Below are 15713 nucleotides of genomic sequence, written 5' to 3'. Positions count from 1 at the left end.
TGTCAGCATTCCTTTACCCTATTTTTTAGATCATATAAAAAAGCTGGATATGAATATCCAGCTTTTTAAATTAATAACACCAATTAAAACAGATTATGCACCTGTTTGATAATGTGCTTCTTTAACTGCTGTAGAAGCTTGATATGGATGAGTAAAGTCACCCAAACCTGCTGCCGCTTCGGTAATATCCTTACCTTCTTTAATGACAAAACTATCAAAACCTGAACGCTTCATATAGTTTAAAACATCTTTAAATACATCACCTGTTGCACGAAGTTCACCTTCAAAACCTTGACGACGAAGCAATGCTGCAAATGAATAACCACGACCATCATTAAAACCTGCAAATTCAATAAAAATTGCATCTAACTGATCTAAAGGAAATTCATGAGTTTCAGGTGAAGCATCTACTGTTAAATAAAGCGCTTTTTTACCAGTTACATTGGCAAGTTGATCTAACTGCTCAACAGTTAAAACCACATCACCTTGCGGTAAAATTCCATCTTCACCAATCAATTGATAGCTATTGTCTGCAATTGAGCCATCTTTAAAGAGTACTTGTAGTGCTGTATTAAGCATATGCACGCTCCTTAAATGGTTTAATACCTACACGACGATATGTTTCTACAAACTCTTCACCTTCTTCACGAAGATCAAGATAGGTATTTAGAATTTCTTCAACTACATCAGGTACTTTATCAGCAGCAAATGATGGTCCTAAAATATCACCAATTGACGCATCATGATCGGCATTACCACCTAATGTAATTTGGTAGAATTCAGCGCCTTTTTTATCAACACCTAAAATACCAATATTACCAACATGGTGATGACCACAAGCATTCATACAACCCGAGATATTTAGATCCAATTTACCTAAATTATAAATGGTATCTAGATCATCAAAACGACGTGAAATTGCCTCTGAAATTGGAATAGATTTCGCATTCGCTAATGAACAGAAATCACCACCAGGACAACAGATAATATCGGTTAAGAAACCAATATGAGCACGTGCAAGATTATTCTTTTCAAGAATTGTCCAAAGCTCAAATAAATCTTTTTGCGGCACATCAACAAGCGCAATATTTTGCTCATGTGTTGTACGTAATTCACCAAATGTATATTTATCTGCTAAATCAGCAATTAAATTCATTTCTTCAGTGGTCATATCACCCGGTGCAATACCCGCACGTTTCAGTGAAATCGTCACAATGCGATAACCTTTTACTTTATGCGCATTAGTATTGATATTGAACCATTGTTTGAATTTTGGATATTCAGCAAATTGTGCAGTGAAATCTTCATCTGCATAATCTTGATAGTCAAACGGTGTAAATTCTTCGTCTAATTTTTTCAAAATTTCAGGCTGAATTTTTAAGGTCTGAATTGTATGTGCAAATTCGGCTTCAACCTTCTCTGCAAATACTTCTGGTGTTAATGCTTTCACCAAAATTTTGATACGTGCTTTATATTTATTGTCACGACGACCATGCAAGTTATATACACGAAGAACTGCTTCTAAATAAGCAATTAAATCTTCACGTGGTAAAAACTCACGAATAAAGCTACCAATGACAGGTGTACGACCTAAACCACCACCCACTTTAATTTTATAACCAACCTCACCTGCTTCATTTTTCACAATATATACACCAATATCGTGGAATGAAGTTGCAGCACGGTCAATTTCTTCAAGTGCAGATACTGCAATTTTGAACTTACGTGGTAAGAATGCAAATTCTGGATGGAATGTTGACCATTGACGAATCAATTCACATGTTGGTCGCGGATCTGCAATTTCACCTGCAACCACACCTGCATATTGGTCAGTCGTTGTATTACGAATACAGTTACCAGAGGTTTGAATTGCATGCATTTGAACTGTTGCCAATTCTGCAAGCATTTCTGGAACATTTTCTAAAGCTGGCCAGTTAAACTGAATATTCTGACGAGTTGAAACATGGGCATAACCACGATCATACTCTTTCGCCAATTCAGCAACTTTGCGCAATTGCTTAGAGTTCATCAAGCCATAAGGGACTGCAATACGTAACATTGGCGCATAACGTTGTACGTAAAGACCATTTTGGAGACGAAGCGGACGATACTCATCTTCAGTCAATTTGCCCGCTAAATAACGTTCCGTTTGATCACGGAACTGTGCAACACGTTCATTAATCAGTTGCTGATCGAAATCAGTATATAAATACATGGCGTACAGCTAGTAGTTTCTATTATAACCATCTAAGGATAACGAGATTTCAACTATCAAGAAAATGCGTTTTTTACATATTTCATAGCGATTTTATTGATAAGCATTACTCAAAGACTTGAGTAGAAAGGCTTACCTGCTATTTTTGTACTTATTTATAGCATTTATATAATTTGTAAGATCTTTATCTTATTTTTTTATAAACAGAATTTTCTATTTTTTATCATTAAATAATTATGTTTAGCTAGTTCAATAGACACTACTTCGCCACTCACTGTATAGACATTTAAACTGTATATAAAAAACACATATATAAATAAAAAATGAGTTTTTTCAATATCTTTTTAAAACTTACATTTCGAGTTTTTACTCTATTTATATATTTATTGAAATAAAAAATAGACATGAAATGATAAAAACAATGTCATCTTAAGCCATTTACCTTGATAGTTTCGGCAATTTACCATGTTATACATTGGCAAAAGTTATTCTAGATAAGTTGTCAAATTAAAATTTTTAGGTCATTTGGGTCAAAATACGTGAACGCAAACTTTAAAGAGACAGAAGGATTAATTATGAGTAGAGATACGATTAGTATCCATTTCGTCAATGCTGCTCTTACAGGTGTTAAACGCCTAGGCATGGATGTCGAAACACTTTTGTCTCATGTCGGAATTGAAGCTGAATTATTGCGTCAACCCAAAGCTCGTATTTCACCAGAACAATATACCCGTTTCGTAAAAATGTTATGGATGGTGACCCAAGATGAGCATATTGGTTTTGATGCTCAGCCACGTCGCTTAGGTACATTTGCTATCATGTGTCAATTGATCATACATGCAAAAACCTTGGGTGATGCTCTAGAGCTCTCTACTCAATTTTATAAACTCTTCGGTGACGAATGGTGTGTTACTTTGGAGCGAGATAAACACGAAGCTCGTCTAGTTCCACTTATTCCACAATCAATGGATCCAGATCATTACATTACCGAAAGTATGCTAATGATTTGGCACGGTCTAGCATCATGGCTTATTGATCGCAGACTTCCTTTAGAACGTGTTCATTTTGGCTATGAACGCCCGAATCACGCCGATGAATATGATGCATTATTTTTTGCACCTGTTATGCAATTCGATACACCACGTACCGAAATTACATTTGCAGCAGATTATTTAGATTTACCTATTCGCCAAACAGAAGAAACATTAGAAGAATTCTTAAAAGTTGCGCCAGCTCAGTTGTTAGTTAAATTTAAAAATACAAATTCTTTAACTTCTCGCATTCGTGAAGTATTAAAAAGCCAAATTGGTGAGGAAATGCCTACACTTAACGATGTGGCATCTATGCTTTACTTATCTCCACAAACGCTACGTCGTCGTTTAGCTGCTGAGGGCAAAAGCTACCAAGGTGTGAAAGATGCATTACGTCGAGATGCTGCAATCCATTTATTATTAAATCCACAACTCACCTTAGAAGATGTTGCACAACAAGTTGGTTTTAGTGAAACAAGCACATTTCATCGTGCATTTAAAAAGTGGACTGGTGTAACTCCAGGGCTTTATCGCCAATTACATGGCTATCATTAATAATTTAAGTTATTAAAAAACCCATGATTTTTTCATGGGTTTTTTATTCGTTGCTCTTTTTTTGTGATATAACATCTTCCAACTTTATTTTATCGTCTGTTATTGGTATATCAATTATGGCTGATCTTCCTACACCTGAAAGCACACCTTGGGGCTGGAAAGCACTTATTATTGCATGTGTTATTGGTGCTATTTTCTTAGGTTTCATTTACTTAGCTGTGAATTCTGAAGCAGATTACATGCCAAGCCAGCAACGTAAGCATGACACACAGCAACATGCATTTAAAGAAGCACCAACAATGTCTGCTGACGCGATTCAAAAAGCACAAGAAGATAAGCTAAAACGTGAAGAAATTGCAAAAAATTCAGCTAATACTCATGGGATGACAGAAGAAGAACATGCTCATATGGTTGCACATGAAGAAGGTATTGCTCATAGCCATTGAAAATAATTCCTCAATAAAAAACCCTTTTTAAAGGGTTTTTTATTTTTCACTATCATGATTAATTTTAGCTTTTCTTCTGTTCTAATTCTGGTTTATGTTCCAATTCTTTTGCTAAGAAATAATTTAGGAATGTTCGAATCAAAGCAATAATGGCTAATTTAATGAGACTATCTAAGTCTGGGTCGACAGTTGTCGCTAAAATATCAGCAGCCAATTGAAACTCTAATGCTGTTGCTAACCAATCCCCAAAACAATAACGTGCGGTTCGCCCAGATTTAAATTGTATTAAAACAATGAGTGTTTTGATTAAACCAATTACGACACAGATAACGGATATGGCTTCTAAAGAGAGCTGGAGAAATTGAACACAAGAAACCAATAACTCTCTTAATATAGATACATCAAACATTTATACCCTAACCCAATATTACATCTGCACGAATATCACCATTTAAACATAAAAAATTAATCTTTTTCATCTTTAAAACTGTTTATGTATTAACAATATACACAACATACTCATTCATCTTAAATAAACTTTTAATTACTGTCTTATACAAAAAATGATTTTATCTTTAAGAAAAATAATTTAAAGGTAATTTTAAATAAGAAATTCCATTGTGTTCTGGTTCAGGAAAATGACCTACTCTCATATTTACTTGAATCGCTGGCAATATCAGTTTTGGCATACTAAGCGTAGCATCGAGTTCATTACTTAAAGGTTTCTTGAACAATTACTATGCTCCCGACCATTTACGATGAAGCAGGACACCAATTAACATAGCAACAATAAAATACAATACCTGATAATATCCAAGACCAATTAATGTAAAACTTGGTGCAGGACAAATCCCCGCAACTCCCCACCCCATTCCAAATATTAAACTTCCAATAATTAGCTTTGAATCTATGCACTGATTACTTGGTAATTCAATCGCTTCATTAAAGACCGTTTTAGGCTGAGTTTGGCGTACTACTTTTTGAAAAGGAATAACTGCAATTGTAATTGCTCCCATCATCACAAATGCTAAACTTGCATCCCATTGTCCAAAAATATCTAAAAAATCGATCACTTTTTGGGGATTTGACATTCCTGATACCATTAGTCCAACTGAAAATAATGCACCAAAGAAAAATGCAAAAATATTCTTCATTTTAAAGTGCTTCCATTAGATGGCGAACAATATATACAGTAATAAATCCTGCAAACATAAATGTAATGGTTGCAATAATTGAACGCTTAGATAAACGACTCATTCCACAAATGCCATGCCCACTTGTACACCCAGATCCTAAACGAGTACCAAAACCAACTAATAGACCAGCAAGGATCATCATTAATGGCGTTGCTTCAATATGAATTTCAGGTTGTACAAAAAGTCCATAAATAAATGGTGTAATCATCAAACCCAATAAAAACCAAATCGCTGGTGTTTTAAAAACAGCTTGAAAGTTTAATACCTGACTAATCAGCCCGCTAATGCCAGCAATACGTCCATTGACATAGAGGTATCCTACAACGGAAAGACCAAGCATAAGTCCACCTGCAAAGGCAATCAAAAATTCATGCATTACATCCCCTTAAAACAATATTTTTATCAATATTATACAATTTTATATAATATTAAAAGCAATAATATGATATGGTTTTTCTAATCCCTTCTTCTTCTCGATAGTGCATTCGGACACTGTAATGAATAATCCAGTTGATCACCCTAAAATTGATTTTTCCAAAGTAGATATTGTTTCAGGTTACTTAAAAGTTTTATCCAATCCAGATCGTTTAAAGATTTTATGTGTTTTGGTCGATGGTGAACTCAATGTTCAACAAATTGAGGTTTGTACTGAGATTTATCAACCTACTCTATCTCAACAATTAACCGTTCTTCGTAAGAATTATATTGTGTCGACTCGTCGAGAAGGTAAACAAATATTTTATCGACTTTCTGATCCTAAAATCCTCACTCTCATGAAAACACTTTATAATTTATATTGTAAAGGGTAACTTTTGCATACAAATCAATTCGTAAATTTCATTCATACAATTCCAAAAAGTATACGATTATTTTCACACAAAATGGATCCAAAAATTAATATTATGATTAAATTAGTTTGACATATTGAACAAAAAACCATAAATTGGATCCAATTGATATGGAGATCAATCTATGTTCATCAAAAATGCTTGGTATGTAGCAGCACGTCTAGAAGAAGTCACAGATAAACCATTGGGTCGTCAAATCTGTGGAGAAAAAATCGTGTTTTATCGTGGTAAAGAAAATAAAATCTATGCTGTCGAAGACTTTTGCCCTCACCGAGGAGCACCTTTATCTTTAGGTTTTATTGAAGATGGAAATTTAGTATGTGGCTATCATGGACTTGTTATGGGTTGTGATGGAAAAACTATATCTATGCCTGGACAACGCGTTCGAGGCTTCCCATGTAATAAAAGTTATAGCGTCATTGAAAAATACGGTTTTATTTGGGTATGGCCTGGTGAACAACATCTTGCAACTGAAGATGATTTACCCGTACTTGAATGGGCTGAAAGTAAAGAATGGGCTTATGGTGGTGGCTTATTTCATATCAATTGTGACTATCGCTTAATGATTGATAATCTCATGGATTTAACACATGAAACTTATGTTCATGCAAATAGTATTGGTCAAAAAGAAATAGATGAAGCAGCACCTACAACACGTGTTGATGGTGATCATGTTATTACCGAACGCCATATGAAAAATATTTATGCCCCTCCATTTTGGCAAATGGCACTTAAAGGCAATAATCTAGCAACTGATGTTCCTGTTGATCGTTGGCAAATCTGTCATTTTCATGCACCAAGCAATGTACATATTGAAGTTGGTGTCGCACATGCAGGACATGGTGGTTATCATGCTCAAGAAGATAAAAAAGTCTCTTCTGTTGTTGTTGATTTTATTACACCAGAAACAGAAACATCTCATTGGTACTTTTGGGGAATGGCACGTCATTTCCAAGCTGATAATGCTGAATTAACAGCTCAAATTAAAGAAGGTCAAGGAAAAATTTTCTCAGAAGATCTAGACATGTTAGAGCAACAACAACAAAACTTACTTCGATATCCTAATCGAAAATTATTAATGCTCAATATTGATGCTGGTGGTGTTCAAGCTCGTAAAGTGATTGATCGTTTAATAAGTCTAGAACAAGTACAAAATATTGCATCGGATCAAATCCCTTCAGTCAATCTTCAATAAAATCTGACTCTTGAATAATCCATTCAAAATTATTGTAAAGGACAATACTCACATGGAAGTGACCATTCATCAAATTCATAGACATAATCCAGATATTTTATCTTTTGAATTAATTTCTGAAAATCAAATTCCTTTACCTGCTTTTCAAGCTGGTGCACATATTGATGTACATTTAGGTGATGGCTTAATACGACAATACTCATTGGCAAATTGTAGTTCAGAGCAACATCGTTATGTTATTGGCGTTTTAAAAGATCCGAGTTCACGTGGAGGTTCGCGATATATTCACGAACAACTGAAAGTTGGGCAACGATTAATTATTAGTGAGCCACGTAATTTATTTGCGCTTAACCCTCATTTAGGACATGCCATACTTTGTGCAGGCGGAATAGGTATTACCCCAATACTGGCAATGGCAAAAGAATTAAAACGACAAAACAAAAGTTTTCAGCTCTTTTACTTTGTTAAAACTCGTACATCCCTCGCTTTTTTAGAAGAGCTAACTGAACTTGGGAATTCTGTATATATTCATATTGATGATGAACCCAATACCCAATGTGATTTAAATCATGAATTAAGGCATCATTCAGCCCATCAACATCTCTATGTGTGTGGTCCAAATGGTTTCATGGATTTTGTTATTCAAACCGCTCAAAAAAATGCTTGGCTTGATAGTCACATTCATAAGGAGCACTTTAATGCCCCTACAATAGATACAAGTAATGATGGAAGTTTTAATATTCAAATTTTAAAAACAGGACAAATCATTCATGTAGCCCCAGATCAGACAGCCGTAAAAGCCCTAGAAGCAGCAGGAATATGTGTTCCCGTTTCATGTGAGCAAGGCATATGTGGTACTTGTTTGGTTAATGTTATGTCAGGTGAAATTGACCATCGAGATTTATATCTAACCGAAGAAGAACAGGCTGAAAATAAACTTTTTACACCATGTTGTTCACGTGCAAAATCTAAAACATTAATCATTGATTTATAATATTTTAGTTTAAAGAAATATTCACTTAGGTTTTGAAACGGAATGATGAACTCATTTCGTTTCAAATACTGCTCGCATCATGCTTCCCAATGTAACAACATGGCTATGTTCACGCATTAAACTTTCTGCACGTGCTGCATCTCGGCTCAATAATGCCTGATAAATTGCACAATGCTGAATATGCCCATGTTGTAAACGTCTAATCTCTGACAAATGATTTTTTTTATCAAACGTAATTGCTTGTGCAGATGCCATCGGCAACTGATTATTTTTAGATAATGCCTGAGTAATCGCAAGATTGTCTGTAGCCTGTATAATTGTATTATGAAAAATCATATTAAAATGATGATAAATTTCAATATCATCATCTGTTAGTTCTGATTTTTCAAAAATAGGATCAATATTCTCAAGGCACATCATTAACTGTTTTTGTTCAGTTTCACTCATCCCTTTTTCTGCTAATTTTTTTGCAGCAAGACCTTCTAAAACACCACGAACTTCAAGAGCATCTTGAATAAGTTTTGGGGATATTTCTCGTACTGTGTAACCCCGAGTTGGATTTTTTAATAATAATCCCTCTTGCTCAAGCAACCGAAAAGCAACTCTAATAGGCTGCCGCGAAACACCCAACATTTCAGCTGTAGGAATTTCAGCTAACCGTAATCCTCCTTGTAGCTCACCAGAAATTATCATTTTTCTTAGTTCAATCAGTACTTGCTGACCAGAAGACATCGTATTGCTCGCCATGGGTAAAGTTTCCTGATGCTACCGATTCAAGTCAATCATTTCAATCTATTCACAGTATCTTCATTCGATAAAATAAAGTTTAAAACCCGATCTAATATCATTTATTCTCATATGCATTCTAAATTTTCAATCCGACCACATATCGAATTTTATACGCTATTCTGCTTTTGCAAATTGTTCGCCATGATATCTAAGTTATTACGAATCAAAAGTGATAGATTAATATCAATACCATTTAACATTGTGTCTTCAAGTTTTTTAACGATCGTACGACATTGACTTAATTTTTCAAAACCTTCAGGTGTGACATGAATTAAAATACGACGACCATGTGATGGATCTGACTGTTTTACAATCCAACCTTGGCTTAATAAGTCTTGTAAAATTTTATTAGTAGATTGTGGTTTAATAAATGAACGCTCTGCTAACTTTGCATTAGATAGACTTCCCTTTGCTGCCAATACAGACAATGCTGTAAATTGCGGTAAAGTAATACTTAAATCTTTGAGTTCTTCGCTGAGTAATTTACTAATAATACGATCAACACGCGCAATCATATAGCTTAATGTTGGCAATTGATGGGTTTGTTGCTCAATCATAATAATACCGCCTTAAATTTTAGACATAAAAAAGTATGGCCTATGCTAGACCATACTCGATTATTTCACTTACTGCGATGCGACTTTTAGCACCGAAGTAGCTTCTTGTACTTTTGGTTTCCGCACCAAGAAAAGTGCCGCAATTGCTGCAATAAAGATTAATGGAATACTTGCACCAATTACCATTGCAGAGCTTGAACCCATTGATAATAGCATACCAGCAAACAAAGGCCCTGCAAAAGAACCTATTCGACCAATAGCTACAGCTGCTCCTACACCTGTTCCACGCATTTCAGTTGGATAGAACATTGCAGCAAGTCCATATAATGCAGATTGACCACCCACAATAAATAAACCACACCCCACAGCAGACAAAGATAATAAAGCCACTGTTGGAGAAATTGCCAAACAGCATAACGATACTAAAATACCAATATAAATGAGTTTAATCACAATGCTCATTCTGATCTTATCAAGTAGAACCCCCATGATAATGGAACCAAAAATACCACCAATGTTGTAACCAATTTGCACGTAATTCGCTTCGGTTTTCCCTAAACCTTGAGCACCCATCAATAACGGTAACCAATTTAAAAGGAAATATAAAACAACCAATGTAAAGAAGAAGCTGATCCAAATTTGAATGGTTGAGAATCGACGTTCTTTCGCAAATAATACTTCAAAAAATGGTATAGATGGTTTTGTTCTTGATGCTGTTAAATAATCCTTCGATTCCGGCAAAAACTTCATTAAAAGCGGAATCAATAATATTGGGGCAAATCCACCGACATAAAAAATATGACGCCATTGTTCATCTCCTGCAAGTCCCATCGCAACAAATGAAGTCAACATTCCACCAAATGGAATACCACTATACATGATACTTACGGCAGCACCTTTATGCTTCTCAGAAACAGCTTCTGATGCCATTGTAATCATCATTGGTAAAGCACCACCCATCCCTAAACCCGTTAAAAACCGGATGATGAGTAATAAAGTATAATCTGATGCATATGCGGTCAAAACTGACATAACACCAAAAATAAAAATACTGGTTAAAAGAACTGCTTTACGTCCAATTTTATCCGCATAGCGTCCACCAAGTAATGCACCTGGTAAAGTCCCTAAAATTGCTGCACTGAAAGCCCAAGCCATTTGTGCATTATCTAAGCCAAACTCTGCTCGCATACGTGGTGCTGCAACGCCCATTGATTGAAGATCGAAACCCTCAAAGACGGCAATAGCAAAGCACAATACGAGTGTAAGTGTGGCTTTACTTTTACTACTTACACTATTTTCCATTCGTTATAGTCCTTTCTTAGATTTTTCTAATCTATACACATCCTATGTATTGCCTTCCGTCCTAAGCAATTAAAAAAATATCACCCAAACTTATAATTTAATCAACATATATTTTTATATATTTACAAAATAATATTTTAATAATTTAATTTTCAATAAGTTATAAAAAATATATAAAAAATCCAAAATAATGCTTGAATGTAAGTTTAACTGATATTAAATTAAAAAGCATCAGGACATAAAACATACATTAAGGAGCTACACATGTCTTATCAGAACCGCTGGCAAACAGTTGATGTACAAGTTGATTCAGGCATTGCATGGGTGACATTAAATCGTCCAGAAAAGAAAAATGCGATGAGCCCAACACTGAATAAAGAAATGATTGATGTACTAGAAACATTGGAATTAGATCCGGCAGCAAAAGTACTCGTTTTAACAGGTGCTGGTGATTCTTGGACTGCTGGCATGGATTTAAAAGAATATTTTCGTGAAGTAGATAATCAACCAGAAATTTTCCAAGAGCGCATTCGTCGTGATGCTTCCCGTTGGCAATGGCATTTACTTCGTTTCTACTCAAAACCAACAATTGCCATGGTCAACGGTTGGTGTTTCGGTGGTGGTTTCTCTCCACTTGTTGCATGTGACTTAGCAATTGCAGCAGATGAAGCAACTTTTGGTTTATCAGAAATTAACTGGGGCATTCCTCCTGGTAACTTGGTAAGTAAAGCAATGGCTGATACTGTTGGTCATCGTACATCAATGTATTACATCATGACAGGTAAAACGTTCTCTGGCGTTGAAGCTGCAAATATGGGATTGGTAAATAAAAGTGTTCCTCTCGCACAGCTCAAAGCAGAAGTGACAGAACTTGCAAATAATCTACTTGAAAAAAACCCTGTGGTATTACGCACGGCGAAAAATGGATTTAAACGTTGCCGCGAACTCACTTGGGAACAAAATGAAGATTATTTATACGCAAAACTTGATCAATGTAATTATCGTGATGATGAAGGTGGTCGTGAACAAGGGCTAAAACAATTTCTTGATGACAAATCAATAAAGCCTGGTCTTCAAGCATATAAACGCCCTGCTTAATAGATCAATTCATCACTAAATAATGGACATGTAAGGAAACATTCGCCATGCAAAACGTAGAGTTACTTATTCACGGTCAATCCGTTGCTGCAAGTTCGGGAAAATACTTTGAAAGAATTAGCCCAATTGATGGCTCAATTGCATCAATGAGTGCTGCAGCAACTTTAGATGATGTCGATCGTGCTATCGAATCCGCTCATGAAGCGTTTCAAACATGGTCTACGCTTTCTCCAACAGACCGTCGTTTAAAGCTACTCAAAGCGGCAGACCTTATGGATCAAAAAACTGAACAATTTATTCAGACAGCGATTCATGAAATAGGTTCAACTGCAACGTGGTATGGCTTTAATGTTCACCTTGCAGCTAATATGTTACGTGAAGCTGCTGCGATGACAACTCAAATTGATGGAAGCATTATTCCATCAGATGTACCAGGAAATATGGCAATGGGTATTCGTGTTCCTTGTGGAGTCATTGTAGGAATGGCTCCATGGAATGCTCCAGTAATTCTTGCTACTCGTGCGCTCGCCATGCCTCTTGCATGTGGTAATACCGTTGTATTAAAGGCATCTGAATCTTGCCCTGCAACCCATCGACTCATTGGTGAAGTATTACATGAAGCTGGTATTGGTGATGGCGTAGTTAATGTCATTACTCATGCACCCGAAGATGCACCAAAAATCGTAGAGCGATTAATTCAACATCCTCTGACTAAACGAATTAACTTTACAGGTTCTACACATGTAGGTCGAATTATTGCTGAAACAGCTGCAAAGTATTTAAAACCTGTCTTACTTGAATTAGGTGGAAAAGCTCCTGTCATTGTACTTGAACAGGCAGATCTTGATGAAACAGTAAACGCAATTACATTTGGTGCTTTCTTTAACCAAGGACAAATTTGTATGTCGACGGAACGTGTTCTTGTCGATGAAAAAATTGCTGAACAATTTATTAAAAAGTTAGTTAATAAAGTCAAAACAATTCATGCAGGAAACCCACTCAATAGTGATGCTCCACTTGGGACACTAGAAAGCTTAAAAGCAGCAAATCGCATCCAAAAACTTGTAGAAGATGCAGGCAACAAAGGAGCAAATATTCCACTAGGATTACACATTGATGGAACAGTGATGCAACCGACTATTGTCGTAGATGTAACTAAAGAGATGTTGTTATATGCTGAGGAATCATTTGGTCCTGTCTGTACTGTACAACGTTTTAAAACAGTTAATGAAGCTATTGAACTCGCGAATGATTCTGAATTTGGATTATCTTCAGCTGTCTTTAGCCAAAATTTAGCTGATGCACTCTCTGTTGCAAAACGTATTGATTCGGGGATTTGTCATATTAATGGCGCAACAGTACATGACGAAGCACAAATGCCATTTGGGGGCGTAAAACAAAGTGGTTATGGACGTTTTGGGAGCAAAGTTTCAGTAGCTGAATTTACTGAACTACGTTGGATTACTATCCAAACAAGCCCACGTCATTACCCTATTTAACGAAGAAATAAGAGTTGACATGAAGTCAACTCTTCTCGTTAAGACAAAATAGATAAAATTACATGGAGTAATAAAAATGGCACATATGACAGTTCATGCGCAAAAATATCCTGAACGATTTGTTAAATTAGGCAGCCATGAAATACTTTTTGAATATAAAAACGATACTTTATATATATCTCCTAAGGAACAACTCAAGCCTTATCCACAAAAATTGACAGACCGCTTATTGCAATATGCAGAGTCACATCCTCATCGTGTATTTGCAGCTAAACGAGATGCTAATGGTGAATGGATCGAGCTTACTTATGCTGAAACTGCAAATCGTGCATGGCGCATTGCTCAATCATTAAAAAAGTACACACATTTATCTGATGACCGCCCAATCGTTATATTATCTGGTAATGATCTTGAGCATTTAACATTATCTATGGGGGCTATGTTAGCAGGCATCCCCTTTTCTGCCATTTCACCTGCTTACTCTCTTATTTCAAAAGACTTTGGCAAGCTAAAACATATTTTTGATGTACTTACACCAGGACTTGTTTTTGCAAATGATGGTGATGCATTTGCAACAGCAATAGAAACTTGTCGCAATGCAGATGATATTGAAGTCATTACTACTTCGGGACAATTAGCAGATCAACCATGTACTGCTTTTTCAAGTTTACTTGATACTGAAATTACAGATATTAAAGCTCACTACACAACTGTTGATGAGCATCAAATTGCAAAATTTTTATTTACTTCTGGCTCTACAAAGATGCCAAAAGCAGTACCAACAACGCATTTAATGCTATGTACTAATCAGCAAATGCTACTACAAACTTTCCCTGAATTTGAAGAAACACCGCCAGTTTTAGTTGATTGGTTAGCATGGCATCATACTTTTGGTGGTAGTCATAATGTTGGGATTGCCTTATACAATGGTGGGACCATTTATATTGATGATGGAAAACCAGTGCCAGGGAAAATGGAAGAAACCATTCGTAATTTAAAAGAAATTGCGCCAACAGTTTACTTAAATGTGCCTAAAGGCTGGGAAGAAATTACTGTTGCATTGGAACAAGATGCAGAATTACGTGAAAAATTCTTTAGTCGCGTTAAAATTTTGTTCTTCGCAGGTGCTGCACTTTCCGAAGCAGGATGGAACCGTTTAGATAAAATTGCTCAAGATCATTGTGGTGAACGCATTCGAATCATGAGCGGTTTAGGTATGACTGAAACTGCACCATCATGCGTCTTTACGACAGGACCAAAAGTTATGGCAGGCTTTATTGGTTATCCTGCGCCGGGCTGTGAAGTCAAACTTACACCTTTAGGCGACAAGCTTGAATTTTGTGTTCGTGGAAAAAATGTGATGAAACATTATTGGCGTTTACCACAAGAACAACAAACCGATATTTTTGATGATGAAGGGTTCTACCGTACTGGCGATGCTGTAGTTTTAGTAGATCCAAATGATCCTAGTCAAGGTTTAATGTATGACGGACGTATTGCCGAAGACTTTAAACTGAATACTGGTACTTTCGTAAACGTTGGAACGTTACGAAATAAAGTTCTTATTAATGGAAACTTACTCATCCAAGATGTCTGTATTACAGGCTCAAATCTAAATGCTATTGGATTTCTTATTTTTCCTAAAATTAGTGCTTGTGCCAAATATGCTGGTTTAAATATTCAAAATGTCACCACTGAAGAAATATTAACTCATCCAAAAGTTCAACATTGGTTTAAACAATTTTTATTAGACTTCAATAAAGATGCAACTGGAAGCTCTAATACCGTATCAATGCTGTATTTAATGGTTGAACCACCTCAACTTGATGCTGGTGAAACAACCGATAAAGGTAATTTAAACCAAAATGGCATTTTAAAGCGTAGGGCTTCAATGATTCAGGAACTTTATGAGAAGCATGTAAATAATCCTCTCATTATTCGGATTCCAACCTTAAAACAATAATTTTTCACCCTCAATTTAGCTGCTC

At 35.8% G+C, this 15713-nt stretch carries 16 protein-coding genes and 1 pseudogene; 8 read left to right on the top strand and 9 right to left on the bottom strand.

The window, feature by feature from the left end:
- Positions 1-93 precede the first annotated feature (93 nt).
- On the bottom strand, positions 94-579 hold the full coding sequence (locus AOY20_RS07320) for a DUF934 domain-containing protein (protein WP_054581252.1): 486 nt from the start codon (positions 577-579) through the stop codon (positions 94-96).
- A complete protein-coding gene (locus AOY20_RS07315) occupies positions 572-2215 on the bottom strand; it encodes a nitrite/sulfite reductase (protein ID WP_054581251.1) in 1644 nt (547 codons plus the stop codon). The genes AOY20_RS07320 and AOY20_RS07315 overlap by 8 nt, the downstream gene beginning before the upstream one ends.
- A gap of 575 nt (positions 2216-2790) precedes the next feature.
- Here AOY20_RS07315 and AOY20_RS07310 point away from each other — a divergent pair.
- The gene (locus tag AOY20_RS07310) at positions 2791-3801 is read left to right on the top strand and encodes an AraC family transcriptional regulator (protein ID WP_054581250.1); all 1011 of its coding nucleotides are present in this window, start codon (positions 2791-2793) and stop codon (positions 3799-3801) included.
- A gap of 116 nt (positions 3802-3917) precedes the next feature.
- Positions 3918-4247, top strand: a complete 330-nt coding sequence (locus tag AOY20_RS07305) for a hypothetical protein (protein ID WP_054581249.1) — start codon at positions 3918-3920, stop codon at positions 4245-4247.
- Between the two features lie 64 nt (positions 4248-4311).
- Here the strand turns inward: AOY20_RS07305 and AOY20_RS07300 are convergent, their stop codons facing one another.
- The 4 genes and pseudogenes from AOY20_RS07300 to AOY20_RS07290 form a co-directional block, all read right to left on the bottom strand.
- Complete coding sequence (locus AOY20_RS07300; protein WP_054581248.1) at positions 4312-4656, bottom strand: DUF1622 domain-containing protein; 345 nt, start codon at positions 4654-4656, stop codon at positions 4312-4314.
- Positions 4657-4822: 166 nt separating this feature from the next.
- Positions 4823-4954 (bottom strand): annotated as a pseudogene (locus tag AOY20_RS14615) (MBL fold metallo-hydrolase); the annotation flags it as partial.
- A 30-nt stretch (positions 4955-4984) separates the two neighbouring features.
- On the bottom strand, positions 4985-5401 hold the full coding sequence (locus AOY20_RS07295; protein WP_054581247.1) for a DUF6691 family protein: 417 nt from the start codon (positions 5399-5401) through the stop codon (positions 4985-4987).
- A 1-nt stretch (position 5402) separates the two neighbouring features.
- Positions 5403-5819, bottom strand: a complete 417-nt coding sequence (locus AOY20_RS07290; RefSeq protein ID WP_054581246.1) for a YeeE/YedE family protein — start codon at positions 5817-5819, stop codon at positions 5403-5405.
- A gap of 121 nt (positions 5820-5940) precedes the next feature.
- On the opposite strand from AOY20_RS07290, the gene AOY20_RS07285 reads away from it, so the two are divergent.
- From AOY20_RS07285 to AOY20_RS07275, 3 genes are all read left to right on the top strand, one after another.
- Positions 5941-6252 (top strand): ArsR/SmtB family transcription factor, encoded by a 312-nt coding sequence (locus AOY20_RS07285; RefSeq protein WP_054581245.1) that lies wholly within the window; start codon positions 5941-5943, stop codon positions 6250-6252.
- A gap of 163 nt (positions 6253-6415) precedes the next feature.
- Positions 6416-7486, top strand: a complete 1071-nt coding sequence (locus AOY20_RS07280; protein WP_054581244.1) for an aromatic ring-hydroxylating dioxygenase subunit alpha — start codon at positions 6416-6418, stop codon at positions 7484-7486.
- 52 nt (positions 7487-7538) lie between these two features.
- Positions 7539-8480: a PDR/VanB family oxidoreductase gene (locus AOY20_RS07275; RefSeq protein ID WP_054581243.1), complete on the top strand. Its 942-nt coding sequence runs from the start codon at positions 7539-7541 to the stop codon at positions 8478-8480.
- A 51-nt stretch (positions 8481-8531) separates the two neighbouring features.
- Here the strand turns inward: AOY20_RS07275 and AOY20_RS07270 are convergent, their stop codons facing one another.
- From AOY20_RS07270 to mhpT, 3 genes are all read right to left on the bottom strand, one after another.
- Positions 8532-9212: a GntR family transcriptional regulator gene (locus tag AOY20_RS07270; protein ID WP_054581242.1), complete on the bottom strand. Its 681-nt coding sequence runs from the start codon at positions 9210-9212 to the stop codon at positions 8532-8534.
- 164 nt (positions 9213-9376) lie between these two features.
- Positions 9377-9826 (bottom strand): MarR family winged helix-turn-helix transcriptional regulator, encoded by a 450-nt coding sequence (locus tag AOY20_RS07265; RefSeq protein ID WP_171250410.1) that lies wholly within the window; start codon positions 9824-9826, stop codon positions 9377-9379.
- A 69-nt stretch (positions 9827-9895) separates the two neighbouring features.
- Entirely contained in the window at positions 9896-11128 is a 1233-nt protein-coding gene (gene mhpT, locus AOY20_RS07260; protein ID WP_054581240.1) for a 3-(3-hydroxy-phenyl)propionate transporter MhpT, read from the bottom strand.
- A gap of 264 nt (positions 11129-11392) precedes the next feature.
- On the opposite strand from mhpT, the gene AOY20_RS07255 reads away from it, so the two are divergent.
- The 3 genes from AOY20_RS07255 to AOY20_RS07245 all read left to right on the top strand — a co-directional run bounded on the left by AOY20_RS07255 (position 11393) and on the right by AOY20_RS07245 (position 15688).
- On the top strand, positions 11393-12226 hold the full coding sequence (locus tag AOY20_RS07255; RefSeq protein ID WP_054581239.1) for a p-hydroxycinnamoyl CoA hydratase/lyase: 834 nt from the start codon (positions 11393-11395) through the stop codon (positions 12224-12226).
- A gap of 47 nt (positions 12227-12273) precedes the next feature.
- Positions 12274-13725, top strand: a complete 1452-nt coding sequence (locus AOY20_RS07250; protein WP_054581238.1) for an aldehyde dehydrogenase — start codon at positions 12274-12276, stop codon at positions 13723-13725.
- Between the two features lie 76 nt (positions 13726-13801).
- A complete protein-coding gene (locus AOY20_RS07245; protein WP_054581237.1) occupies positions 13802-15688 on the top strand; it encodes a feruloyl-CoA synthase in 1887 nt (628 codons plus the stop codon).
- The last annotated feature ends 25 nt before the right edge of the window (positions 15689-15713 follow it).

This window comes from Acinetobacter equi (assembly GCF_001307195.1).
Taxonomy (GTDB): Bacteria; Pseudomonadota; Gammaproteobacteria; order Pseudomonadales; family Moraxellaceae; genus Acinetobacter; species Acinetobacter equi.
Note: the sequence above shows the minus strand (reverse complement) of the source record. Positions and strands in the feature narration are given on the sequence as shown.